Origin of the sequence: Actinomadura logoneensis (assembly GCF_003428695.1) — a bacterium.
GTDB lineage: Bacteria > Actinomycetota > Actinomycetes > Streptosporangiales > Streptosporangiaceae > Spirillospora > Spirillospora logoneensis.
The window spans coordinates 1-22,724 of sequence record NZ_QURH01000106.1 but is presented as its reverse complement, the minus strand read 5'-3'; the positions used below and the strand labels follow the sequence as shown (position 1 = coordinate 22,724).

Below are 22,724 nucleotides of genomic sequence, written 5' to 3'. Positions count from 1 at the left end.
CCTCGGCATCCGGCGGCGGCGCGCGGCCGGGGCCGGGGCCGGGGCCGTTACGCCTGGGGGCCGGCGGCGCGGGCGCGTTCGACGTGCTCCAGCGCGGTGCGGAGCTCGGTGAGCCAGGCGTCGGTGTTCTTGCCGACGAGGCGGACGCACCAGGCGAGCGCGTCGCTGCGGCTGCGCGCGACCCCGGCGTCCACCAGGGTGTCCAGGACGCGCCGCTCGGGCTGCCGCAGGCGGGTCATGACCGGCACCGAGAGCGTGGTGAACATCTCCCGCTGGTCGCCGCAGGCCGCGCCCCAGGAGACCTTCTGGCCGAAGCGGTGCTCGGCCTCCCGGGCGATCGCGACGCGCTGGTCGCGGGTGCCCTCCCGGAACCGCTGGATGTGCCCGGCGCACATCTCGGCGCGCTCGGTGGCGGACACGTCGGCGGCGGCGGACGGTTCGGGGAGGCGGCCGATGACGCCGATCTCCTCGCGGTCCAGCACGATCTCCGGCGCGCCCTCGAACCAGCCGTCCGGCAGGCGGCCCGCGAACCAGCCGCGGACGGCCTCGACCGCTTCACTCGTAGTCATGTAATCAAAATTACAACCCGTTCGGGCGGAGTGCCAGGGTCCACAGTCATTGACCGTCACCATCTTTTGGGAGTTACTCTCATTTCATAGGGACGCTCAAAGAGAGGTGACTGTCATGCTGACCGAGAAGTCCCGGCGCTGGTGGGGACTCGGCGCGCTCGCGCTCGCCCTGCTCGCCCTGGGGTTCGACATGACGATCCTGAACGTCGCGCTGCCGACGCTCTCGGTGGAGCTGCACTCCGGCACCAGCGGCCTGCAGTGGATCGTGGACGCCTACACGCTCGTGTTCGCCGCCCTGCTGCTCCCGGCCGGACTGCTCGGCGACCGGTTCGGACGCAGGCGGCTGCTGCTCACCGGGCTCGTCCTGTTCGGTGCGGCGTCGCTGGCGGGCAGCCTGGTGGACGGCCCGGACGGCCTGATCGCCGCCCGCATGGTGATGGGCGTCGGCGCGGGCCTGGTGATGCCGCTGTCGATGTCGATGCTGCCCGCGATCTTCTCGCCGGAGGAGCGCACCCGGGCCATCGCCGTCTGGTCCGGCTCGATGGCGCTCGGCCTGCCGCTCGGACCGCTGCTCGGCGGCGTGCTGCTGGAGCACTTCTGGTGGGGCTCGATCTTCCTGGTCAACGTGCCGATGGTGGTGGTCGGCGTGCTCGCGGTCGCGCTGCTGCTGCCGGAGTCGCGCGACCCGTCCGCGCCTCGGCTGGACCTGGGCGGCGCGGCGCTGTCGGCCTCCGGGCTGGCGCTGCTGGTCTACGGCGTGATCCAGGCCCCCGAGAACGGCTGGACCGACCCGTCCGTGGTCTCCGCGGTCGCCGCGGGCGCCGTCCTGCTCGCCGCGCTCGTCGCCTACGAGTCGCGCGTCCGGGAACCCCTGATGGACCTGCGGCTGTTCCGCTCCCCCGCCTTCCTCTGGGGGACGGTCGCGGGCGCGGTCGGCACGGTGGTGATGTCCGGAGCGCTGTTCGTCCTGCCGCAGTACCTCCAGGCGGTGCGCGGGGTGGACGCGTTCGGGACCGGGCTGCGGATGATCCCGATGATGGCCGGGCTGCTGGTCGCCGGGCTGGCCGTCGACCGGCTCGCGCCCCGGTTCGGGCACAAGGCGCTCATCCTCACCGGGCTCCTGGTGCTCGTTCCCGGGCTGGTGCTCGGCGCGTTCACCACCCCCGGCTCGTCCTACGCGTTCGTCGCGACGTGGCTCGCCGTCACCGGCACGGGCACCGGGTTCGCGCTCGTCCCCGCGATGGACCTGGCCCTCGCCGGCCTCCCCGACGACCAGGCGGGACGCGGCTCCGGGCTGGTGCAGACGATCCGGCAGACGAGCGGCGCACTGGCGGTGGCGGTGCTCGGCAGCCTCTCGTCGGCGGTGTACCGGGACCGCACGGGCACGGACGTCCCGCACGCGGCCCGCGCGTCGGTCGGGCAGGCCGTGGCGTTGGCCGGGAGGACGGGCGACCCCGCGCTGCTGCGCGCGGCGCGGGACGCCTACGCCTCGGGAATGGGCGCGGTGCTCCTCGCGTCCGCCGGGGTGTCGCTGGTGATGGCCGTCCTGGTGTGGCGGCTGCTCCCCCGTCCGGCGCGCCGCCCCGCCGATGCACCAGAATCGGAACATGAGCACATCGCTTCCTGAACGGCACGCCGCCGACCGGTCCGACGACCCGCTGGACCGGCTGCCGCTGCGGGAGCGCAAGAAGCTGAAGACGCGCCGGGCCATCCAGCAGCACGCCCTGCGCCTGTTCGAGAGCCAGGGCTACGACGGCACCACCGTCGAGCAGATCGCCGCCGCCGCGGAGATCTCGCCCAGCACGTTCTTCCGGTACTTCCCCACCAAGGAGGACGTGGTCATCTCGGACGAGTACGACCCGGTCATGATGGACCTGTTCCGCCGCCAGCCGCCCGAGCTGCCCCCGATCGAGGCGCTGCGCCGGGTGTTCGACGAGCTGCTGCCGCAGATGCTGGCCACCGACCAGGACCTGCTCATGGCGCGGCTGCGGCTGACCTCCACCGTCCCGTCCGTCCGGGCGCGGATGATCGAGGCGACGCGGTCCGGGACGCAGGGGGCGCTCAAGGAGGTCATCGCCGAGCGCGCCGGACGCCGCCCGGACGACCTGGACGCCGACGCGCTCGCCTGGGCGGTCACCGGCGTCCTGATGTCGGCGATGTACGCCTGGATGGACGGCGCCGTGGCGTTCGAGGACATGGCCGAACTCGTCGACCACAACCTCGCGTTCCTCGCCGCGGGCTGCCCGCTCTAGCCGGACCGCCCGCGCGGCGTCCGCGCGGAGTCCACGCGGGGGTGCGGGCGGTCGAGCGAGGTGGGCCGGGGGTCAGCCGGCGGCGCGGGCGGCCATCTGCGGGCTGACCCGGATCGCGCCCTTGAAGTTGCGGAAGTAGACGTTCTGGATCTGGACGTCCGTCCCGGTGTGCGGGGCGACGATCATCTTGCCGCCGCCGATGTACAGCGCGATGTGCGAGATGTAGCCGGGCGCGGTCGGGTCGTTCGCCCAGATCAGCAGGTCACCCGGCTGCGCCTTGCTGAACGGGACCACGTACCCCGTGCGGGCCTGGTCGGCGGCCACGCGCGGCATCCGGATCCCGGCCTTGTTGAAGGCGTAGAGCAGCAGCCCGGAGCAGTCGTAGCCGCCTTCGGCCTCCGACTCCCCGCCCCAGACGTACGGCCAGCCGATGCGGGACGCCGCGGCGCGGATCACGGTCCGCACCTGCGCGGCCGTCATCACCTTGCCGGACGCGCCGGCCCCGCCGGACACGCCGCCGGGCGCCGGGTAGTCGATCTTCGGATCGACCTCGACCGCCCGCAGGCCCTTCGGCAGCACCTTGCGGATCGCCTTGAGCAGCTTCGCCGTGTCGGTCTTCGGCGCGCTGACCAGAATCGCGTTGCCGGACGGCAGGCCGAGCGACCGCGCGGTCTCGTGCGAGACGACCGCGTCCACGTCGCCGATGCCCATCGTCGCGTACGCGCCGACGCGCAGTTCGGACGTGTGGTCCCGGCCGCCCACGGGGACGCGGCTGCCGAGCGCCACGCCGCCGTCGCTGCCGAGCGTGAAGGAGATCGCGACGTCGCCCGCGGCGACGTTGCGCCACAGCGCGTCCGACTTGGCGGTCGGCTCGGGCGTGTACCCGCGGAAGGTCGAGGCGTTGACGCCCATCAGCCCGACGCGCTTGCCGCCGAGCATCGCCTGCACGGCGTCCACGGTCTCGACGCCCTGCACGCCCTTCATCGCGCGGACCTTCGCCACGACGTCGGCGGGCAGCGTGCCGGCCCCGGCGACCATCACCTGCGGCTCGAGGCGCCGACCGAGCGGCGCGACGGGCTGCGGCGTCAGCGCCGAGTCGCTGGACGCGGCGACGAACCGGCCGCTCATCGGCCGGGGCGCGTGCGGGGTGCGACCGCCGCCCGCCACCAGCACGGCCGTGTTCACGGCCAGGGTGGTCACGACCGAAACGCCGATGATCGTCGGTAGAACCCGGCGGTTCGGCTTGCGCACGGCATCGCTCCCTCGTCGTTCGGTGGACCACCGACCATGGTGCGGTTTCGCGACCAGAGTCCAGATACCCGGCGTCTCCGCCGACACCCGGTCGGTTCGGGCCGCATCGGGTCGGTCCCGTCTCCGCTACCAAGAGGTAACACCAACCACGGGAGAGATCAAGGTCACTCCGCAACAAAGGTGGACCCGCAGTCCAATTACTGTCGCAGCTCGCGCCCGAGGGCCGCACCGGTGGTGACCGGCAGCCGGCACACGAAGCCCTTGCAGACGTACGCCGTCGGCACGCCGTCCACCAGCGGACGGCCGTCCAGCAGCGGGACGTCCTGGACGCCCGGTTCGCCGACACTGACGACCGCGCCGGGCGAGGTCGCCATGAGCGCCGTGCGGTGCAGCTCGTGCGTGCGCGGGTCGTCCGGTTCGCCCAGAATGCCGATTTCGAGCGGTCCGGCGAGGTTCGCCTCGGCGACCGCGAGACCCCACCCGGCGAACCGGGCCGCGCCGCGCTCCGCGAGGATCTTCGCGGGTGCGAGCGCGCCCCCGGCCGCTTGGCGCGCCCACGGGACCGCGGTCAGCGCGGCGTACGACAGCAGCGCCCCCGCCGCCGCGAACCGTCCGGACGGCGAGGCGTTGTCCGTCGGGTCCTTCGGCCGCCGGAACAGCCGCTCGGCGTCGTCGGCGGTGTCGTAGAAGCCCTCCTGACCGTCGGAGAAGTGCTCCAGGACCGTCTCCAGCAGCTCCCCGGCCAGCCGCAGCTGCGTGGGGTCGCCGGTGACGCCGTGCAGCGCGAGTAGCCCCTCGGCCACATTTCCATAGTCGTCGAGCACGCCCGCATTGGCTCCGGCGACACCATCGCGGGACGTCCTGGCCAGCCGTCCGTCGCGCAGGTGGACCTCCGCCAGCAGCCGGACCGCGCCCTCCGCCGCCCGGACCAGGTCGGGCCGCTCGAACAGCGCGCCGCACTCGGCGAGCGCCGCCACCGCCAGGCCGTTCCACGACGCGACGACCTTGTCGTCCCGCGCGGGCGGCACCCGCAGCTCGCGCGCCGCCAGCAGCGCCGAGCGGATCCGCTCGAACCGCGCGCGGTCGTCCGGGTCGTCGGGGAGCTGCAGGACGGACGTCCCGTGCTCGAACGTCCCGGTCACCTCGAAGAGCTCCACCGCGTAGGCCGCGTCGTCCGGACCGAGCACCTCCTCCAGCTGCGCGGGCGTCCAGACGTAGTAGCGGCCCTCCTCGCCCTCGCTGTCGGCGTCCAGCGCCGAGGCGAACCCGCCCTCCGCGGTGCGCAGGTCGTGGACCATCCAGTCGCAGGTCTCCAGCGCGATCCGGCGCGCGAACGGGCTGCCGGTGATGCGCCACCAGTGCGCGTAGACCCGCGCCAGGAGCGCGTTGTCGTACAGCATCTTCTCGAAGTGCGGAACGACCCACGACGCGTCCACGGAGTACCGAGCGAACCCGCCGCCGAGCTGGTCGTACATGCCGCCCCGGGCCATGGCCTCCAGGGTGTGCCCGGCCATGGCGAGCGCCTGGTCGTCCCTCGTGCGCGCGTGGTGGCGCAACAGGAACTCCAGGACCATCGACGGCGGGAACTTGGGCGCGCCCCCGAATCCGCCCCGCGCCGCGTCGTAGCTCTCCGCCAGCGACCGGACGGCGTTCTCCAGCGTCTCGGCGTCGGGGGCCAGCGTCCCGGCGAGCCCCGACTCCTGGGGCGTCAGCGCCTCCACGACATGGCGGCCCTGCTGCTCGACGCCGTCCCGCTGCTCCGTCCACGCCTTGTGGACGGCCCGCAGGACCGCGTGGAAGTGCTCGCGCGGGAAGTACGTCCCGCAGTAGAACGGCGCGCCGTCCGGCGTCATGAACACCGTCATGGGCCAGCCGCCCTGCCCCGTCATCGCCTGCGTGGCCTCCATATAGACCGCGTCGATGTCGGGGCGCTCCTCGCGGTCGACCTTGATGTTGACGAACAGCTCGTTCATCAGCGCCGCGGTGGCGCCGTCCTCGAACGACTCGTGGGCCATGACGTGGCACCAGTGGCACGCCGCGTACCCGACGGAGAGCAGGACCGGGACGTCCCGCCGCCGGGCCTCGGCCAGCGCGTCCTCGCCCCACTCCCACCAGTCCACCGGGTTCCCCGCGTGCTGCAGGAGGTACGGGCTGGTCGCGTCCTTGAGACGGTTCATCCTCCGATCCTCCCCCGAGGCGGGCCGGAGAATGTCAGCGGGGGCGGGGAGGATGCCGGGGTGCTGCAGGGATGCTTGAACGGAGTGCGGACGGACGGGGTGCCGCTCACGGCGGCGGAGATCGCGGCGGAGGCGGCGCGGGCGGTCGCGGCGGGCGCGGCCGACCTGCACGTCCACCCGAAGGACGCGGCGGGGCGTGACACGCTCGATCCCGACGTCGTCGCGCGGGTGGTGACGGCGGTGCGGGCGGCGGTCCCGGCCGGGGTGGGCGTCGGGGTCACGACGGGCGCGTGGGCCGCGCCCGAGGTGGACGCGCGGCTCGCGGCGATCAGGGCGTGGCGCGTCCGGCCCGACCACGCGTCGGTGAACTGGCACGAGGAGGGCGCCGAGGACGTCGCGGCGGCCCTGCTGGAGTCGGGCGTCGGCGTCGAGGCGGGGATCTGGTCGCGAACCGACGGCGCCGAGCGGTTCCGCCGGTCCGCCCTGGCGGGACGGGTCCTGCGGGTGCTGGCGGAGGTCGTCGACACCGACCCGGCGACGGCCGCCGCGTCGGCCGACGCGCTGCTCGCCATACTGCGCCCCGCGTTGCCGGGCAGCGCGTCTGTCCTGCTGCACGGCGAGGACGGCGGCGCGTGGCCGGTGCTGGAGCGCGCCGGACGGCTCGGGCTCGACACCCGGATCGGGCTGGAGGACACGCTGCTGCTCCCGGACGGCACGGCCGCGTCCGGCAACGCCGCCCTGGTGCGCGCGGCGCGTGCCGTGCCCGGGATCGGCTGAGGCCGACCTCGGCGGAGGCCGAACTCGGCGGAGATCGGCCTCAGCGGAGATCGGCCTCAGCCGGGGTCAGGGGCAGCGGAGTTCGGGGTCAGCCGAGGTCGGCGAGGGCCGACTCGATGGCGCGGTGGAAGGTCGGGTAGGCGTAGATCATGGTGCGCAGGGTCGCGGTGGGGACGCGCGCGTGCACGGCCGTGACCAGCGCGCCGAGGATCTCGCCGCCGTAGGGTCCGGCGGCCGTCGCGCCCACCAGGATGCCCTTGTCGGCGTCCTCGACGAGCTTGATGTAGCCCTCGTTGCCCGGCGCGCCGTGGATCCAGCCGCGGGACGAGTCGGCGATGCGGGTGCTGCCGACACGGACGCGGAGGCCCTGGTCGCGGGCCTGCGCCTCGGTCAGGCCGACCGCGCCGATCTCCGGGTCGGTGAAGGTCACGCGCGGGACGGCGTGGTACTCGGCGGCCGGGCCGTCCTCGCCGAGGATGGACCGGACGGCGATCGCGGCCTGGTACATCGACATGTGCGTGAAGGCGCCCTTGCCGGTGATGTCGCCGATCGCCCAGAGGCCGTCGGCGACGCGCAGCCGGTCGTCCACCGGGAGGGCGCGGACGGTCTCGTCCACGTCGTAGTGCTCCAGGCCGAGGTCGACGATGTTCGGACGGCGGCCGGCGGCGACGAGCAGGCGTTCGGCGGTCAGGTCGCCGTCGGGCAGCGACAGGGTGAACGAGGACCCGTCGTAGGACGCCGACGTCACCTTCGCCCCGGTCCGGACGGTGATGCCCTCGTCGTCGAAGATCTGCTCGACCAGCTCGGAGGACTCGGGCTCGTCCTGGACGAGCAGGCGGTCGGCGACCTCCACGACCGTGACGCGGGCGCCGAACCGGGAGAAGATCTGCGCGAGCTCGACGCCGACGACGCCGCCGCCGAGCACCAGGAGCGACTCGGGGGCGGTGGTGGCGTGGACGACGTCCCGGTTCGTCCAGTAGGGCAGGTCGGCGAGGCCCTCGACGGGCGGTGCGGTCGGGCTGGTGCCGGTGTTCAGCAGGATCCCGCGGGACGCGCTGAAGGTCTCGTCGCCCACGGTGACCTCGCCGCGCGCGGTGATGCGGCCACGGCCCTTCACGACGCGGGCGCCCCGCTCGGTCAGCCGGTCGACGGCGGCCTGGTCGTTCCAGCCGTCGGTGGCCTCCTCGGCGATCCGCGCCTCGACCGGCGTCCAGTCCGGCGTCACGACCGACGTCCCGGCCCGGCCGGAGGCGCGCCGCGCCTCGGCGAGCAGGTCGGACGCGCGCGCCATCATCTTGGTCGGCACACAGGCGTAGTACGGGCACTCGCCGCCGACCAGACGGGACTCGACGGCCACCACCGACAGGCCCGCGTCCGCCAGGCGTCCGGCGGCGTCCTCCCCGCCGGGGCCGGTTCCGATCACGACGACGTCCACCGATGTGCTCATGCGGACATCCTGCCCTACCCGGTCGCGGCCTCAACCAGCGGCTCTGTAGATCTTGACCCAGTCGACGTACATGGTCACCCGCGCCGGAGTGGACGCGTCGCGGCAGAAGGACGGCCCGCGGTCGCACACCTGGTCGTTCTGGAGGGCGAGGCCCATCTGGGACCGTTCGGGGGTCAGGTCGCCGCGGTAGTCCCACACCTTCCGGCCGTCGAGCCAGAAGGTCAGCCGGTGCGGCAGCCAGTCCAGCGCGAAGACGTGCCACCGCGTGAAGTCGCCGCGCAGGATGTTGTGCTTCTGCGTGTCGTTCGGCCCGTAGTGGATGTACTGGTCGGCGCTCTGTTTCGTCGGGTCGATCATCTCCGCGAAGTCGATCTCGGCCTTCTCCGGCACGCCGAACACCTTCGGCCAGAGCAGCGCCACGGCCGAGTAGCCGACGCCCTTCTCCGCGCGCATCCGCACCTCCCAGCGGCCGTGCGTGAGGGTCAGCCGGGACGCGATGCCGCCGGACAGGTCCTTCCCGCCGTAGATGCCGCCGGTGAGCTGCAGGGTTCCCCCGTCCACCCGGGTGGCGGCGGCGGTGCGCGGGTTCACCCGGTCGTCGGGGCTGTTGTAGACGACCCAGCGGGACGGGTCGACCGAGGCGCCGTCGAAGCCGTCCTCGACGACCGGCCTGCCCCAGAACGCGGGGGTGGGCGGGTCGGTCGTCGCGCCGGGAGCCGGCGACCCGCCCCCGCCGGGCGCGACGCCATTTCCAGATGCCGTGCCGTTCTGGGACGCCGTGCCGTTCCGGGACGCGGCGGGCGGACGGGCGTGCCGAGGACCGGGGTCCGAGCACCCCGCGGCGAGCGCGGTCACGAGCAGGACGGCCGCGGACAGGGCCACCGCGGGAAGGGCCGCCGCTCCGGCCCGGGCGGTCGTGGAGATCCCCATGTGCTCATCAGACCGTCGCACGGCCGTCGAGTCAGCAGAAATGCCGGTTGTTGCCGTTCTCTTGCTTTCGTCCGCTGTCCGGCGTTACCGCCGGTTCTGTAGGTGTCAGTGGGCGGTGCGGCGGGGCGGCAGCGGGATCCGGTCCAGGTCGTGGACGAGGGTGATCTCCCCGGCGAAGTGCCGGGCGGCCTGCTCGGTGAAGCGCGGCTCGTCGGACGGCCGGTAGCGCTCGGAGAAGTGCGTCAGGACGAGCCGTCCCACCCCCGCCCTCGCGGCGACCTCGCCCGCCTGGCCCGCCGTGAGGTGCCCGTACTCGGTGGCGAGCGCGGCCTCCTCGTCCAGGAAGGTCGACTCGATGACCAGCATGTCCACCCCGTCGGCGAGCTCGAACACGCCGTCGCAGAGCCGGGTGTCCATGACGAACGCGACCTTCTGCCCGGGGCGGCGGGCGGAGCACTCCTCCAGCGTGACCGTGCGGCCGTCCGGGGCGGTGACGCGGCCGTCCTCCTGGAGGCGGCGCACCAGCGGGCCGCGCACGCCCAGTTCGGCGAGCCGTTCGGGCAGCATCGTGACGCCGTCCGGCTCGGCGAGCCGGTACCCGTACGCCTCCACCGGGTGGGACAGGCGGCGCGCGACCAGCGAGAACGGCTCCCCGGACGCGACCGCCGCCCGCTCCCCCCCGACCGGCGTCTCGACGATCACGTCGCTCTCGCGGTGCGGGGTGGCGTGCCGCAGCCGCTCCCAGTAGCGCGCGCCGCTCGCCGGGAACACCGCGTGGACCGGGTGCGCCACGCCGTCCCGCGCGATCCGCTGGACGAGGCCGGGCACGCCGAGGCAGTGGTCGCCGTGGAAGTGGGTGACGCAGATCCAGTCCACGTCGTTGGCCGCCAGCCCGGCCATCACCATCTGCCGCTGCGTCCCCTCGCCCGGGTCGAACAGCACGCCGTGGCCGTCCCAGCGGAGCAGGTAGCCGTTGTGGTTGCGGTGCCTGGTCGGGACGGCGCTGGCGGAGCCGAGGACGACGAGTTCGCGTACGGACATCCGCACATGATGCCGAAGAACTCCGGTAATAAGCGCCTGGTTATTCTGGCCGGGTCGTCAGCCCGGAGAGTCGTCCCGCCGGCGGAGGGCCGCCGGGCGGGCGGAGAGCGGAGGCCGCGGTGCCGAGCAAGCGCGAGAAGATCAGGATGAGCCCGGAAGAGGTCGCGGCGTTCCTCGCCGGGAACCACAAGGTGCAGGTCGCCACCGTCGGCCGGGACGGCGCGCCGCACCTGGTCACCATGTTCTACGCGCTGCTCGACGGGAAGATCGCGTTCACCACGTACCGGTCGTCGCAGAAGGTGCTGAACCTGCGCCGCGACCCGGTCATGACGTGCCTGGTCGAGGACGGCGACGAGTACGGCGAGCTGCGCGGCGTCGCGCTGTACGGGAGCGGGCGGGTGATCGAGGACCGGGAACCCCTGCTGAAGGTCGGCGCGGTCGTCGGGTCGCGGATGGCCGGGCTGCCCGTCCCGGAGATCGGCGAGCCGGTCGCGCCGGAGTTCGCTGCCGGGCTGGAGCAGGCGATGGCCAAGCGCGTCCTGGTCGTCATGGAACCCGACCGCGTCGTCAGCTGGGACCACGGCAAAGCCTGACCCGCCGGGCCGGAGAGGCCGCGCCGCCGTCGGGGACGGGCGGGTCTTTCGGGGCGGACGGACCACGACCGCGTCGTCGGCGGGTCGCAGCGCCTTCGGCGGCGACGGGCCGCGACGGCGTCGTCGGCGGGTCAGTCCGCGACGCGCGGGTCCGCGATCCGGTCAGTGGTCGGGGCCGGGTCTCCGCCGCTCGGATCGGGTTCGCGGCGCGGCGCGGGCACCGTGGCGGCGGCCTCCTCCTCGCGGCGCGTCCGGTGGTAGGCGCGGACGTCCCAGAGCGCCAGCGCGGCGATCACCAGCGTCGTCAGCAGGCCCAGCAGGAGCGGGGTGAGCAGCCCGGCGACCGGCGCGAGCGCCGCCAGCGCCAGGATCGTGACGACGCGGGCCACCGTGAACCGGCCGAAGACCACCCGCTTGAACAGCGCGTGCCCGGCCACGAAGAGGATCGGCCCGCCGAGCGCCACGGCGACCAGCCGTCCCGGGACGTGCCCGGACGGGTGGGCGATGGTCAGTTCGTCCGCGACCGCCCCGACGATGATCCCCGCCACCATCGGGATGTGCATGAAGGTGTAGGCCGAGCGGCCGAGGCGGCCCGGGTCGTCGGACGCGGCGATCCGCTCGGCCGCGACGTCGGCGGTGTGGTCGAAGTAGATCCACCACAGCGCGACGCTGCCGACGAAGGCCGTGGCGAACGCCGCGACGTGCCCGGCGTCCATCGGGAGCCCGCCGATCGTCGCCCCGGTGACCAGCACCGACTCGCCCAGCGCGATGATCACGAAGAGCTGGCAGCGCTCGGCCATGTGCGAGCCGTCGATCGTCCAGTCGCGGGTGCTCGACCGGCCGAGGCCGGGGACGTAGAACCCGCACCAGGGCACGGCCTGCTCGACCGCGATCGCGGCCACCCAGAGCCAGGCGCGGCGGCCCGGGTCGTCCACGAGGCCGCCGGTGATCCACAGCGCGGACGCCACCGACAGCCAGATCAGCACCCGCTGGAAGTTGTCACCGAGTTCGTGCCGCCGGGTGGCCCACGCCACGAACAGCGTCCGCCCGACCTGGATCGAGGCGTAGGTCGCCGCGAACCACAGGCCGCGCGGGCCGAACGCGCCGGGCAGCGTGGCCGCCATCAGCAGTCCGGCGACCATCACGCCGACCAGCATGATCCGGACGGCGGGGTGGTCGGGGTCGAACCAGTTGGTCGTCCAGCAGGTGTACATCCACGCCCACCAGACGGCCATCAGCAGGATGAGCGTCTGGAACGCGCCGCGCCAGGACAGGTGCTCCAGCAGGCTGTGCGAGAGCTGGGTGACGGCGAAGACGAAGACGAGGTCGAAGAACAGCTCGAAGAAGGTGACCTTGCCGCCCTGGCCGCCGTCCCGGAGCCGCATCACCGGCACCAGGGACGCCGTACCGCCCGGGCGCGCCTGGGGGGAGGGCGCGTTCATCGGGCGGGACGGTCAGGACGCGGAGTCGGAGGAGCCCGGCGGCGGCGAGGCCGGCCCACCGGACCTGCCCGAAGCCTCACCAGCGCCCTTACCCGCGGACTTCGCCCCGGCCTTGGCCTCGGGCTTGGCCTCGGGCTCGGTCCGGGCGGCCTCGGCGCGCTCCCACTCCTGCTGCTTCAGGTCGGCCTCCTTGGGCGCCTGGATCCGCCGCATCTGCTTGTTCATCGAGCGGATGAGGAAGAACAGGGCGAGCCCGAGGGCCAGGAACACGCCGAACCCCAGGAAGCCGGGGCTGACCGTGTCGTTGTTCAGCGGCAGGTTGTTGTCCGCGAGGACAGGGGTGGCTAGGGCGAGCATCAGACGGACACCTTCTCCCGGATACCGGCGAACAGATCGTCCTCCGGCAGCTCGGTGTCAACCAGGGACCTTGCCAAATGGTAGTCCTCGGTCGGCCAGGCCTCGCGCTGGACGTCCAGTGGGACGGCGAACCAGAAGCCGTCGGGGTCGATCTGGGTGGCGTGCGCGATCAGCGCCCGGTCCCGGGTCTCGAAGAATTCGCCGCACGGGACGCGGGTCGTGACCTCCCACTTCTCGGGGCGGTCCTTGGCCCGCTCGCGCCAGTCCCCGTACGGGGACTCCAGGCCGGCGGCCTTCATCGCCTCGTCCAGCGCCTCGATCCGGGCCGTGTTGAAGGTCATGTGGTAGTAGAGCTTCAGCGGCTGCCACGGCTCGCCGCCGACGCCCGGGTAGCGGTCCGGGTCGCCGGCCGCCTCGAACGCCTCCACCGACACCTCGTGCGTCTTGACGTGGTCGGGATGCGGGTAGCCGCCGTTCTCGTCGTAGGTGAGGATCACGTGCGGGCGGAACTCGCGGACGGCCGCGACCAGCCGCTCGGCGGCGCTCTCCAGCGGTTCGAGCGCGAAGCAGCCCTCGGGCAGCGGGGGCAGCGGGTCGCCCTCGGGGAAGCCGGAGTCGACGAAGCCGAGCCAGCGCTGCTCGACGCCGAGGATCTCGCGGGCGCGCGCCATCTCCTCGTTGCGGACCTTCCCGATGTTCTCCCGGACCTCCGGCCGGTCCATGGCCGGGTTCAGGATGGAGCCGCGCTCGCCGCCGGTGCAGGTGACGACGAGCACCTCGACGCCCTCGGCGACGTAGCGGGCCATGGTGGCCGCGCCCTTGCTCGACTCGTCGTCCGGGTGGGCGTGGACCGCCATGAGCCGCAGCGGCGAACGGGCCGGACCGCCATCGCCGGACGGCCCGGTGGCACGCTCGGACGGCCCGGTGGCACGCTCGGACGGCCCGGTGGCACGCTCGGACGGCCCGGTGGCACGCTCGGACGTGCCGGTGGCGGCCTCGGACGCCTGGTCCGGCACCCGGCCGGTCGGTCGGCCGGACACCTGGCCGGACATCTGGTCGGTCACCTGGTCGGACACCTGGGGATCTCCCTCACAGCACGGTTCGACGGGACCCGGTTCGGAGCATCGGCCGGGACCGAAGAGAATTGTTCCTGACAACGCCGCCAGCCCGCACGGAGATTCCCCGCCATGAGCGCCAGCGTCCCAGCAGCCTCCGCGCCCGACCCGTCCGCGACGGAGCGGGCCGTGGAGCCTGCCCGCGAGACGGCCGACGAGGAGTCGTCCTCGCCCTTCCGCAGGCGCCGCGACCGGCCCGGCCTGGGCTGGCTCGGCTGGCTGGTGATCGGCGTCCCGACGCTGGTCTTCGCCGGCGGCTGGGCGATCATCATGGCGCACGTCGGGCAGACCCCGGGAATCTCCATGGAGACCCGCACCGTTGACCTGAGGGAGGACGCCGCCGTCGTGACCTACGCCGTCGGCAAGCCGAAGGACGAAGTGGTGCGGTGCGTTGTGGACGCCTACGACGACAAGCTGAACGTGCTCGCCGAGCGTGAGATCACCGTTCCGGAGGGGACGGCCAAGGTGACCGCTCAGGAAACCCTGGAGACCCCGCGCAAGGCGACCGGCGGACGCATCCGCGACTGCCACAAGGCGTGATCCGGGCGTCTGACCGGGGATAACTCCCGAACAGACGGACATACCCGGATAGAACAGGATCCGGTGAAGCCGAAACCCGCGCGGCAGATTGCGGGGCCCGGCTTCAGGGAACCTTTACCGCACACACCGGATAGGCTAGAGGTTTAACCCGGCCGCACTTCATGTCGATGTGTCGCTCCCCGTCCGGGCGAGCGAGATCGCAACATGTGGATGAGGAGTACCCGTGACCGAGACCCGCGCTGACAACGTCACCTGGCTGACCCAGGAGGCGTACGACCGGCTCAAGGCTGAGCTGGACCACCTGTCGGGCCCGGGCCGCATCGAGATCGCGCAGAAGATCGAGGCGGCGCGGGAAGAGGGTGACCTGCGCGAGAACGGCGGCTACCACGCGGCCAAGGAGGAGCAGGGCAAGATCGAGGGCCGCATCCTGCAGCTGCAGAGCATCCTCGAGAACGCCCGGGTCGGCGAGGCCCCGCGCTCGGAGGGCGTGGTGGGCCCCGGCATGACCGTCACCATCTCGTTCGAGGGCGACGACGAGGAGGTCACCTTCCTGCTGGCGTCCCGCGAGGAGAGCGGCGTGCCGATCGACGTGTACTCCCCGAACAGCCCGCTCGGCTCCGCGATCAACGGCAAGAAGGTCGGCGAGAAGGCCACCTACACGCTGCCGAACGGCCGGTCCATGAGCGTCGAGATCCTCGACGCCACCCCGTACGGCGGCTGAGCCTCCCGCCGGAGAGGCCGGAAGACTCCACGACGCGACGCCCCGTCCCCTTCCGGGACGGGGCGTCGCGCGCGTCCCGGGATGTCCTGGGTCACATACAGGCGCTTTCTTGACCCGCGTACGTGCGCGTCGCGGCGCGTACTGACGCGTCCCGGCGCGCGCGGGCAGGCGGCACGCGTCGGGGTTTCGGACGGGGCGGCGGGGCACCGGCGCGACAGGTGATCGTCGCTGGTCGGGCGCGGTGGTCAGGTCTCCTCGGTGACCTGTTCGCGGAACTCGCGGGCGCTCCGGTCGGCGGGGAGGCGGTCGAGGAGCAGGCGCAGCTCGCCGCCGACCCGGCCCGAGTCGACGGACCTCAGCAGCCGCAGCGCCCGGCGGCCGGTGGCGACCGCGGCGTCCACGTCGCCCGTCTCGACCTGCGCGGTCGCCACGACCGTGAGGGCGAGCGCGTGGTCGCGCGGGTACTCGTCCCGGTCGAGGTCCACCCAGTAGGCCAGGTTCCTCGGCACCTCGGCGGCCCGGCCGAGCTCCAGCATGGCGAGGTTCGGCTCGATGGTGGTCGAGGGGCGCTGCATCCAGTAGATCCAGGCGGGGTCGTCCTCGGGACGGCGCCGCTCCCAGTGCGCCTCGGCGCGCGCGAGGGCCTGCGCGGCCCGGGCCCGCTCCCCCAGCTTGGCGTGGGCGCGCACCTGCCAGGTGTCCAGCATCGCCAGGACCGTCCGGCTGAGGCGGCCCCGGGACGAGCGCGACGCGTCCAGCAGGGCGAGGGACGCCGCGCCGTCGCCCGCGTAGAAGCGCTGCATGGCCATGTTGGACAGGATGTAGACGCCGCCGTCGACGTCCCGGGCCTCCCGGGCGGCGCGCAGGCCCGCGTGCCAGTAGCGTTCGGCCGCCGCCGGGCGCCCGCCGTCGAACGCGCCCCATCCGGCCTGGCGGCACAGGCCCCCGGCGACCCGGAACAGCCGCCGCTCCACGGCCGGCGAGTAGGTGCTGTTGTTCAGCAGGCCGGTGACCAGCTCCAGGTCGTTCACCGCGAGCCGGGCGGTGGTCTCGCCGCCGACCAGGTCGTCCAGGATCCACAGGTCGGCCAGCCGCTTCTCGATCGCCGAGACCAGCTCGTGGTCGGTCCGGCCGCCGTCCAGGGTGCGGGCGACCTTCTCCTGCGGGACGAGCCGCCACGGCTCGGTCCAGGCCGCGGCGAGCGCGCCGATCGCCGAGCCGCTGAGGATGAGGAACCCGCGCCGGTCGGTGAGCGCCGACACCGTCCTCGCCAGGGTGGTCTTGGCGTGGTCGGCGCACCAGGCGGCGGTGACGTGGATCCCGTCGGAGTAGAGCAGCCACTCGGGCCAGGGGTGGGTCTCCACGAGCCGCGCGGGGACGCCGAGGGCCTCGGCGAGGGCGTGCTGCGCGCCGATCTCCGGCCGGACGCCGCGCCGCTCCCACCGGTAGACCTTCTGTTTCCAGGCCGCCATGTTCCGGCCGCGGGCGACCACCGAGGCGACGTGCGCCTGCGTCCAGCCGCGCTGCTGGCGGACGTAGGCGAGGGGGTGTGTGACCAGGTCAAGGTGTGTCATGGCGACGTCCTCGCTGACCTCGGGAGGCTACTCGAGGCTACTCCCGTACCCTTGCCCGCCACCGGCGCTCGCGCTTTTCTGGCAGTCAGCCGTTACCCCGCACCGGCGCCCGAGGACGCAGGCGATGGCGACCATGACGATGAACGCGCGGCAGATCCTGCTGTCGATGAACTACCCGGCCGTGCCGTCGGCCGTCGGGATAGCCCGCAAGTCCGCCGAGCACGTCCTCGGCGCGCGCGGCTTCGCGACGCCGCTGGTCGAGGACGTGGGCCTGGTCGTGTGCGAGCTGGTGACCAACGCGGTCCGCGCGGCGGACGGGACGACCGTCGGCCTGACCGTCGCCGCCGACGCGTCCGGCGCGGTCACCGTGGAGGTCCGGGACCCGTCGTCCGCCGCGCCGCGCCCCCGGTCGCCGGAGCTGGACGACGTGGGCGGGCGCGGACTGGTGATCGTCGCGGCCCTGGCGGAGCGCTACGGCGTCCGGCGCGAGGCGCACGGCAAGACGGTCTTCGCCGTCCTCCGCACGTAGCGCCCCTCGCCCGGCCGGGGCTACGGGCGGCTGATGGCTCTGACCAGGGGGAGCGTGCGGGCGGTGATCTGGTTGGCGAGGGAGATGACCGAGGCGGCGCGCTCCACGCCGTCGGTGGCGACGATCAGGTCGATGACGCGCTGCAGGTCGGCGTTGGAGCGGGCGACGACCCGGCAGAGCATGTCGCCCGGGCTGGTGATCGTGTGGGCCTCGATGACCTCGGGGATGGCGGACAGGCCGCGGGCGACCGGATCGTGGCCGCCCGCCTGCCGGAGCTGGAGCGTCACGAAGGCCGTGACCCCGTAGCCGAGCGCGGCGGGGTCGATCTCGGGTCCGTAGCCGCGGATCACGCCGTCCCTGGCCATCCGGTCGAGGCGGGCCTGCACGGTGCCGCGCGCGACCCCGAGCCGCCGGGACGCCTCCAGGACGCCGACGCGCGGTTCGAGGGCGAACAGCTCGATGATCCGCCCGTCCAGTTCGTCGATCATCTCTCCGACCTCGTCAGGTTGTTCAATCTGCGCTTCCGTCCCCGAGAGGGACTGCACAGGTTGTCCAGTGATCTGGACCACTCTTGCGCATTCTGCGAGTGGTGTCGAGATTGGCGGTATGGACGAGTTTCCAGTCAAGGGCATGGACGCGGTCGTCTTCGCCGTCGGGAACGCGAAGCAGGCCGCGCACTACTACTCCACCGCCTTCGGGATGCGCCGCGTCGCCTACCGGGGTCCGGAGACGGGGTTCCCGGACGAGGCCGTCCACGTGCTCGAGTCGGGTTCGGCGCGGTTCGTCCTGCGCGGGCCGGTGCGCGCCGGGACCGACCTCGGACGGCACGTCGCCGAGCACGGCGACGGCGTGGTCGACCTGTCGATCGAGGTCCCGGACGTCGAGGGCGCCTACCGGCACGCCCTGGCCAGGGGAGCGCGCGGACTCGAGGAGCCGCACGTCCTGGAGGACGAGCACGGCAAGGTGACCGTCGCGTCGATCGCGACCTACGGCGAGACGCGGCACTCGCTGGTCGACCGGGCCAACTACCACGGCCCCTACCTGCCGGGGTTCGTGGCGGCCGAACCGCTCGTGGCGCCCCCGGCCAGGCGCTGCTTCCAGGCCATCGACCACTGCGTCGGCAACGTCGAGCGCATGGACGAGTGGGCCGACTTCTACCACCGGGTCATGGGGTTCACCGACATGGCCGAGTTCATCGGGGACGACATCGCCACCGAGTACTCCGCGCTGATGTCCAAGGTGGTCGCGGACGGCACGCGCAAGGTGAAGTTCCCGCTCAACGAGCCCGCCGAGAGCCGCCGCAAGTCGCAGATCGAGGAGTACCTGGAGTTCTACGGCGGTCCGGGCGTCCAGCACATCGCGCTCGCGACCAACGACATCCTGGCCTCCGTGGACGCGATGGCCGCCGCCGGCCTGGAGTTCCTGGACACCCCCGCCTCCTACTACGAGGACCCCGACCTGCGCGAGCGCATCGGCTCCGTGCGGGTGCCGGTCGAGGAGCTGCAGAAGCGGGGGATCCTGGTCGACCGGGACGAGGACGGCTACCTGCTGCAGATCTTCACCCAGCCCGTCCAGGACCGTCCGACCGTGTTCTTCGAGCTGATCGAGCGGCACGGCTCGCTCGGCTTCGGCAAGGGCAACTTCAAGGCCCTGTTCGAGGCCATCGAGCGCGAGCAGGCCCGCCGCGGCAACCTCTGACCGACCACCGGCCGCCCGCCTGCCGGCTGACCGGCGGTCGACTGCGGCGGCCCGCGTCCCCCTCGTCCCGCGCGGGCCGCCGGGCCGGACCCCCGCCGTCGCGGTGCGGCAGGTTTGAGGAGGCGTCCGCGTGCCGAGATTGAGGGCATGACGACACCGCCGCACCAACCGCCGCCAGGGGAACCGCCCGAGGACAGGTCGTCCGGATCCGATCCCTACCGCGGCCAGCCGCCGCCGCAGCCCGGCTGGAGCGAACCGCAGGGGCAGGGGCAGGGCCAGGGGCACCAGCAGCAGCACTACGGGGAGGCGTACGGCGACCCTTACGGCCGGCAGGGCCAGCAGCAGGACCCCCACCAGCAGCAGGACCAGTACCAGCAGCCGTACGGGTACGGCGGGCAGACCCCCTACGGTCCGTACGGGCAGCCCGGCGGGACGCCCGGGACCACCAACGGGATGGCGATCGCCTCGCTCGTCACCGGCATCCTCGGGCTGTTCTGCGGCATCTCGGCGATCCTCGCCGTCGTGTTCGGCCACATCGCGCTCGGCCGGATCAAGCGGACCGGCGAGGGCGGGCGGGGCATGGGCATCGCCGGGCTCATCATGGGGTACATCGGGCTGGTCGGCTGGATCCTCTACCTGATCATCGTCATCGTTGTCGCCGCCGACCACTCCGGTTCCGGCACCACCTGACCGATCCGGGCAACCGTGGGCAAAGATCGCTCCATGAGGCGGCGGGGTGGCGTTTGCCCCCGTCCCGTCCGGCACACCTTGACGGCATGACGCATCCGCCTTCCCACCCGCCGCCGGGCGACGACGAGCAGCCCTGGCAGCCTCCGCAGCGACCGCAGGAGCCTCCGCCGCACCAGCCTCCACCCGGCGGAGGAGGTCAGGGGGCCGGACCCTACGGCGGCGGCCCGGGCCAGGAGCCCTATGGCGGCCGGCCGGGACCGTACGGCGGCGCGGGTCAGGAGCCCTACGGCGGCGGACCCGGCGCGCACCAGCCCCACGGCGGGCACCCGCCCCACGGCGGCGGGCACGACCCCTACGGGTCGGTGCCCAGTTACGGCGGTCCGCTCAGCGCCTACTCCGATCCGGCGGGCGCGCTCGCGAGCCCGTGGCGGCGGCTCGCGGCCATCATCATCGACTGGGTCATCCTGGGGATCGTCGGCTGGCTGATCACGCTGCCGTTCGGCCAGGTCGTCGAGGTCACCGGGCCGAACGGGGACCAGCGGATCAGCTGGCACGCGGGCAGCTTCGTCGCCAACCTGCTGGTCACGATCCTCACCCTGGCCTACTTCACCATCCTGCACGGCAAGTTCGGGCAGACCGTCGGGAAGATGGCCCTGCGCACCCGCGTCGTCCGGGCCGACGGCGGCGGCGCGATCAGTTACGGCGCGGCCCTGCTGCGCATCGTCGTCATGTACGTGCTGTGGGCGATCTGCTGCGTCGGCGGCATCGTGGACAGCGTGTGGCTGCTCGGCGACCACCGCCGGCAGACGCTGCACGACAAGGCGGCCAAGACCGTGGTCGTCCGCGCCGACACCGACGCGCCCAACCCGTACGGCCACCGCTGACCGGTCACAGCCACCGCGACCGGTCACAAGCACCGCTCACCGGTCACGACCACCGCTCACCGGTCACGACCACCGCTGACCGCTCCGTCCCGCCCGGAGCGGCGGCCCCGCCCCCGCCGTGACCGGGCGGGACCCGGCGGCTGGCCGGTCCGGGACGGGCGGATCATACGAGTTGCCCAGTCTGCCACCGGACGGGCAGGCTGGGCCTCGTGCCTCAGGACGCCCCATCTCCCCGCTTCGTCCGGTTCTCCCCCGCCCTCCGGCCCGGACGCTCCGCGCGGCTGCTGCGCGGCACGGCGGGACTGGCGGCGTTCGCGCTGGTCGCGGCCTGCCAGGTCTCGGTCCGCGCCGGTGGCAAGGACCCCGGACCGTCCGGTCCCGACGCGCCCGCGCCGGGCCGGGACTCCTCGGCGGGCGACCCGTACACGCCCGGCGACGGCAACGCGGGCTACGACGTCCAGCACTACGGGCTGAAGCTGACGATCGTCCCCGAGCACGAGGCCCGGCAGCTGGACGGCACGGCGGAGATCACCGCCGTCGCGACGCAGCCGCTGGAGTCGTTCGACCTCGACCTGACCGGCCTCACGGTCGCCGAGGTGACGGTGGACGGCGAGCCCGCCGGTCACCAGCGCGCCGGGTCCGAGCTGGTCGTCCGGCCGAAGAAGGCGGTGAAGAAGGGCGCGCGGTTCGTCACGACCGTCCGGTACTCGGGGACGCCGCAGCCCGTCCGCGACAAGGTGCTCGGCAAGTACGGCTGGATCCGCACCCGGGACGGCGTCTTCGTCGCCTGCCAGCCGAGCGGCGCGCACACGTGGTTCCCGAGCAACGACCATCCGAGCGACAAGGCCACGTTCGACATCCAGGTGACCGTCCCGGAGGGCCTGACCGCGATCTCCAACGGCGAGCCGACGTCCGGCACGGCTCCCGGCGGTGGCAGTGGTGGGACCGGGGACGGCGGGCAGGATGCGCCGACCGTCCCGAACAGCCCGCCGCCCGGTGGCGGTCCGGGCGGCGGCGGGCCCGGCGAGGAGCCCGGCCCGGGGCAGCCGCCCGTCTCGCCCGAGCCGACGGTCACCACGATCGCCTACCGGCAGCGCGCGATGACGACGACGACCTGGCACGTCGCGCAGCCGATGGCGACCTACCTCGCCACCGTGGACGTCGGCCGCTTCGACGTGCGGCGCGGCCGGACGCCCGGCGGCATCCCCTACCTCACGGCCGTCGACCCGACCGTCCCCGGACCGGGCGTGGACGCCGTCGCCGCGAAGACCGCCGAGATCACCGACGCGTGGGCGAAGCTGTTCGGGCCCTACCCGTTCTCCTCCACCGGTTCGATCATCGACGACGCGGACGTGGACTTCGCGCTGGAGACCCAGACCCGGCCGGTGTACGGCTCGTTCGGCCCGGACGAGACGATCATGGCGCACGAGCTGGCGCACCAGTGGTTCGGCGACAGCGTGAGCGTCAAGCGCTGGAAGGACATCTGGCTGAACGAGGGCTTCGCGACCTACGCCGAGTGGATGTGGGGCCAGCGCCAGGGCGGACCGAGCGTCCAGCAGCGGTTCGACCGGCTGTACCGGCAGGGCGGCGCCGAGCTGTGGGGCGTCCGGATCGGCGACCCCGGCCGCACCGACCTGTTCGGGCGCGCCGTGTACGACCGCGGCGGGATGACCCTGCACGCGCTGCGCAAGAAGCTCGGGGACGCGGTGTTCTTCCGCGTCCTGCGCACGTGGACGGCCGCCAAGCGCGGCTCGAACGGCACGACGCCGGAGTTCGTCGCGACCGCCGAGCGGGTCGCGGGCCAGAAGCTCGGCCCGTTCTTCGACGCCTGGCTGTACCAGCCCCACCGCCCGTCCCTCTGACCGTCCGGGTCCGTCCGCCGCGTCGCGAGCGTCGTTCGACGGAACGCGCGGACGGGCGGACGGGGCACCGCCGGAGCGGTAGATCGAGCGTCCGGCGGAAGTGAACGGGCGGCAAGGGGAGGTCAAAGACCCGGCCCAGCGACGGGACCGGGATGCCCGCGCCGTCCAGTCTTGGCCGGGTGAACGGTCAACGAGCACGCACGACACGGTGGCGGGCGACCGTGGCGGCCACGGCGGCCGCCACCGCGGCGACCGCCGTCGCGGCCCTCCTCGCG

At 73.3% G+C, this 22,724-nt stretch carries 22 protein-coding genes; 11 read left to right on the top strand and 11 right to left on the bottom strand.

Translation table 11 applies throughout. The annotated features are described in order from the left end of the window. Positions 1-47 precede the first annotated feature (47 nt). Positions 48-569 (bottom strand): hypothetical protein, encoded by a 522-nt coding sequence (locus tag DZF91_RS05390; RefSeq protein ID WP_117356385.1) that lies wholly within the window; start codon positions 567-569, stop codon positions 48-50. Between the two features lie 115 nt (positions 570-684). Between DZF91_RS05390 and DZF91_RS05385 the strand changes: the two genes are divergently transcribed. Together DZF91_RS05385 and DZF91_RS05380 are read left to right on the top strand one after the other, a co-directional pair. Further along, the gene (locus tag DZF91_RS05385) at positions 685-2,196 is read left to right on the top strand and encodes an MFS transporter (protein WP_117356384.1); all 1,512 of its coding nucleotides are present in this window, start codon (positions 685-687) and stop codon (positions 2,194-2,196) included. Beyond that, positions 2,177-2,821 (top strand): acyl-CoA-like ligand-binding transcription factor, encoded by a 645-nt coding sequence (locus DZF91_RS05380; protein WP_117356383.1) that lies wholly within the window; start codon positions 2,177-2,179, stop codon positions 2,819-2,821. The genes DZF91_RS05385 and DZF91_RS05380 overlap by 20 nt, the downstream gene beginning before the upstream one ends. A 72-nt stretch (positions 2,822-2,893) precedes the next feature. Here DZF91_RS05380 and DZF91_RS05375 read toward each other — a convergent pair whose 3' ends face one another. Further along, the gene (locus DZF91_RS05375; protein WP_117356382.1) at positions 2,894-4,072 is read right to left on the bottom strand and encodes a C40 family peptidase; all 1,179 of its coding nucleotides are present in this window, start codon (positions 4,070-4,072) and stop codon (positions 2,894-2,896) included. Between the two features lie 197 nt (positions 4,073-4,269). Further along, entirely contained in the window at positions 4,270-6,249 is a 1,980-nt protein-coding gene (locus DZF91_RS05370; RefSeq protein WP_117356381.1) for a thioredoxin domain-containing protein, read from the bottom strand. A gap of 60 nt (positions 6,250-6,309) precedes the next feature. Here DZF91_RS05370 and DZF91_RS05365 point away from each other — a divergent pair, with 60 nt between their 5' ends. After that, positions 6,310-7,026 carry a 3-keto-5-aminohexanoate cleavage protein gene (locus tag DZF91_RS05365; RefSeq protein ID WP_117356380.1) on the top strand — a complete coding sequence of 239 codons (717 nt, stop codon included), beginning with the start codon at positions 6,310-6,312 and terminating at the stop codon, positions 7,024-7,026. An 88-nt stretch (positions 7,027-7,114) separates the two neighbouring features. Here DZF91_RS05365 and DZF91_RS05360 read toward each other — a convergent pair whose 3' ends face one another. From DZF91_RS05360 to DZF91_RS05350, 3 genes are all read right to left on the bottom strand, one after another. Beyond that, positions 7,115-8,473: a dihydrolipoyl dehydrogenase family protein gene (locus DZF91_RS05360; protein WP_117356379.1), complete on the bottom strand. Its 1,359-nt coding sequence runs from the start codon at positions 8,471-8,473 to the stop codon at positions 7,115-7,117. A 30-nt stretch (positions 8,474-8,503) separates the two neighbouring features. Further along, positions 8,504-9,403 carry a glycoside hydrolase family 16 protein gene (locus DZF91_RS05355; protein ID WP_117356378.1) on the bottom strand — a complete coding sequence of 300 codons (900 nt, stop codon included), beginning with the start codon at positions 9,401-9,403 and terminating at the stop codon, positions 8,504-8,506. A 105-nt stretch (positions 9,404-9,508) separates the two neighbouring features. After that, entirely contained in the window at positions 9,509-10,444 is a 936-nt protein-coding gene (locus DZF91_RS05350; protein WP_117356389.1) for a ribonuclease Z, read from the bottom strand. A 119-nt stretch (positions 10,445-10,563) separates the two neighbouring features. On the opposite strand from DZF91_RS05350, the gene DZF91_RS05345 reads away from it, so the two are divergent. Continuing rightward, positions 10,564-11,037, top strand: coding sequence for a pyridoxamine 5'-phosphate oxidase family protein (locus tag DZF91_RS05345; protein WP_235834099.1), 474 nt, complete (start codon positions 10,564-10,566; stop codon positions 11,035-11,037). Positions 11,038-11,168: 131 nt separating this feature from the next. On the opposite strand, the gene DZF91_RS05340 is transcribed toward DZF91_RS05345, so the two are convergent. From DZF91_RS05340 to mca, 3 genes are read right to left on the bottom strand one after another with little or no spacing between them, the layout of a single operon-like run. Beyond that, positions 11,169-12,479, bottom strand: coding sequence for a low temperature requirement protein A (locus tag DZF91_RS05340; protein WP_117356377.1), 1,311 nt, complete (start codon positions 12,477-12,479; stop codon positions 11,169-11,171). A 12-nt stretch (positions 12,480-12,491) separates the two neighbouring features. Further along, positions 12,492-12,836, bottom strand: coding sequence for a hypothetical protein (locus tag DZF91_RS40945; RefSeq protein ID WP_199486424.1), 345 nt, complete (start codon positions 12,834-12,836; stop codon positions 12,492-12,494). Continuing rightward, positions 12,836-13,693: a mycothiol conjugate amidase Mca gene (gene mca / locus DZF91_RS05330; RefSeq protein WP_117356387.1), complete on the bottom strand. Its 858-nt coding sequence runs from the start codon at positions 13,691-13,693 to the stop codon at positions 12,836-12,838. The genes DZF91_RS40945 and mca overlap by 1 nt, the downstream gene beginning before the upstream one ends. A gap of 330 nt (positions 13,694-14,023) precedes the next feature. Here mca and DZF91_RS05325 point away from each other — a divergent pair, with 330 nt between their 5' ends. Then, positions 14,024-14,491, top strand: a complete 468-nt coding sequence (locus DZF91_RS05325) for a DUF4307 domain-containing protein (protein WP_117356376.1) — start codon at positions 14,024-14,026, stop codon at positions 14,489-14,491. 223 nt (positions 14,492-14,714) lie between these two features. After that, positions 14,715-15,212, top strand: coding sequence for a transcription elongation factor GreA (gene greA, locus DZF91_RS05320; protein WP_117356375.1), 498 nt, complete (start codon positions 14,715-14,717; stop codon positions 15,210-15,212). Between the two features lie 245 nt (positions 15,213-15,457). Here greA and DZF91_RS05315 read toward each other — a convergent pair whose 3' ends face one another. Next, positions 15,458-16,786, bottom strand: coding sequence for a hypothetical protein (locus DZF91_RS05315; RefSeq protein WP_117356374.1), 1,329 nt, complete (start codon positions 16,784-16,786; stop codon positions 15,458-15,460). 124 nt (positions 16,787-16,910) lie between these two features. Here DZF91_RS05315 and DZF91_RS05310 point away from each other — a divergent pair, with 124 nt between their 5' ends. Continuing rightward, positions 16,911-17,315 carry an ATP-binding protein gene (locus DZF91_RS05310; protein WP_158587857.1) on the top strand — a complete coding sequence of 135 codons (405 nt, stop codon included), beginning with the start codon at positions 16,911-16,913 and terminating at the stop codon, positions 17,313-17,315. Between the two features lie 20 nt (positions 17,316-17,335). On the opposite strand, the gene DZF91_RS05305 is transcribed toward DZF91_RS05310, so the two are convergent. Continuing rightward, positions 17,336-17,803, bottom strand: a complete 468-nt coding sequence (locus DZF91_RS05305; RefSeq protein ID WP_117356372.1) for an Lrp/AsnC family transcriptional regulator — start codon at positions 17,801-17,803, stop codon at positions 17,336-17,338. A 118-nt stretch (positions 17,804-17,921) separates the two neighbouring features. On the opposite strand from DZF91_RS05305, the gene hppD reads away from it, so the two are divergent. The 4 genes from hppD (at position 17,922) to DZF91_RS05285 (ending at position 22,449) form a co-directional block, all read left to right on the top strand. Further along, on the top strand, positions 17,922-19,013 hold the full coding sequence (gene hppD / locus DZF91_RS05300; RefSeq protein WP_117356371.1) for a 4-hydroxyphenylpyruvate dioxygenase: 1,092 nt from the start codon (positions 17,922-17,924) through the stop codon (positions 19,011-19,013). A 147-nt stretch (positions 19,014-19,160) separates the two neighbouring features. Beyond that, a complete protein-coding gene (locus DZF91_RS42605) occupies positions 19,161-19,703 on the top strand; it encodes a DUF4190 domain-containing protein (RefSeq protein WP_117356370.1) in 543 nt (180 codons plus the stop codon). Between the two features lie 86 nt (positions 19,704-19,789). Beyond that, complete coding sequence (locus DZF91_RS05290) at positions 19,790-20,587, top strand: RDD family protein (protein WP_147341003.1); 798 nt, start codon at positions 19,790-19,792, stop codon at positions 20,585-20,587. A 209-nt stretch (positions 20,588-20,796) separates the two neighbouring features. Further along, the gene (locus DZF91_RS05285; protein WP_235834098.1) at positions 20,797-22,449 is read left to right on the top strand and encodes a M1 family metallopeptidase; all 1,653 of its coding nucleotides are present in this window, start codon (positions 20,797-20,799) and stop codon (positions 22,447-22,449) included. Positions 22,450-22,724 lie beyond the last annotated feature (275 nt).

Coding starts and splice junctions, on each gene's coding strand:
- DZF91_RS05390 (WP_117356385.1), bottom strand. CDS start 569: ATGACTACGAGTGAAGCGGTCGAGGCCGTCCGCGGCTGGTTCGCGGGC.
- DZF91_RS05385 (WP_117356384.1), top strand. CDS start 685: ATGCTGACCGAGAAGTCCCGGCGCTGGTGGGGACTCGGCGCGCTCGCG.
- DZF91_RS05380 (WP_117356383.1), top strand. CDS start 2,177: ATGAGCACATCGCTTCCTGAACGGCACGCCGCCGACCGGTCCGACGAC.
- DZF91_RS05370 (WP_117356381.1), bottom strand. CDS start 6,249: ATGAACCGTCTCAAGGACGCGACCAGCCCGTACCTCCTGCAGCACGCG.
- DZF91_RS05360 (WP_117356379.1), bottom strand. CDS start 8,473: ATGAGCACATCGGTGGACGTCGTCGTGATCGGAACCGGCCCCGGCGGG.
- DZF91_RS05355 (WP_117356378.1), bottom strand. CDS start 9,403: ATGGGGATCTCCACGACCGCCCGGGCCGGAGCGGCGGCCCTTCCCGCG.
- DZF91_RS05350 (WP_117356389.1), bottom strand. CDS start 10,444: ATGTCCGTACGCGAACTCGTCGTCCTCGGCTCCGCCAGCGCCGTCCCG.
- DZF91_RS05340 (WP_117356377.1), bottom strand. CDS start 12,479: ATGAACGCGCCCTCCCCCCAGGCGCGCCCGGGCGGTACGGCGTCCCTG.
- DZF91_RS40945 (WP_199486424.1), bottom strand. CDS start 12,836: ATGCTCGCCCTAGCCACCCCTGTCCTCGCGGACAACAACCTGCCGCTG.
- mca (WP_117356387.1), bottom strand. CDS start 13,693: ATGGCGGTCCACGCCCACCCGGACGACGAGTCGAGCAAGGGCGCGGCC.
- DZF91_RS05325 (WP_117356376.1), top strand. CDS start 14,024: ATGAGCGCCAGCGTCCCAGCAGCCTCCGCGCCCGACCCGTCCGCGACG.
- DZF91_RS05315 (WP_117356374.1), bottom strand. CDS start 16,786: ATGACACACCTTGACCTGGTCACACACCCCCTCGCCTACGTCCGCCAG.
- DZF91_RS05310 (WP_158587857.1), top strand. CDS start 16,911: ATGGCGACCATGACGATGAACGCGCGGCAGATCCTGCTGTCGATGAAC.
- DZF91_RS05305 (WP_117356372.1), bottom strand. CDS start 17,803: ATGATCGACGAACTGGACGGGCGGATCATCGAGCTGTTCGCCCTCGAA.
- hppD (WP_117356371.1), top strand. CDS start 17,922: ATGGACGAGTTTCCAGTCAAGGGCATGGACGCGGTCGTCTTCGCCGTC.
- DZF91_RS42605 (WP_117356370.1), top strand. CDS start 19,161: ATGACGACACCGCCGCACCAACCGCCGCCAGGGGAACCGCCCGAGGAC.
- DZF91_RS05290 (WP_147341003.1), top strand. CDS start 19,790: ATGACGCATCCGCCTTCCCACCCGCCGCCGGGCGACGACGAGCAGCCC.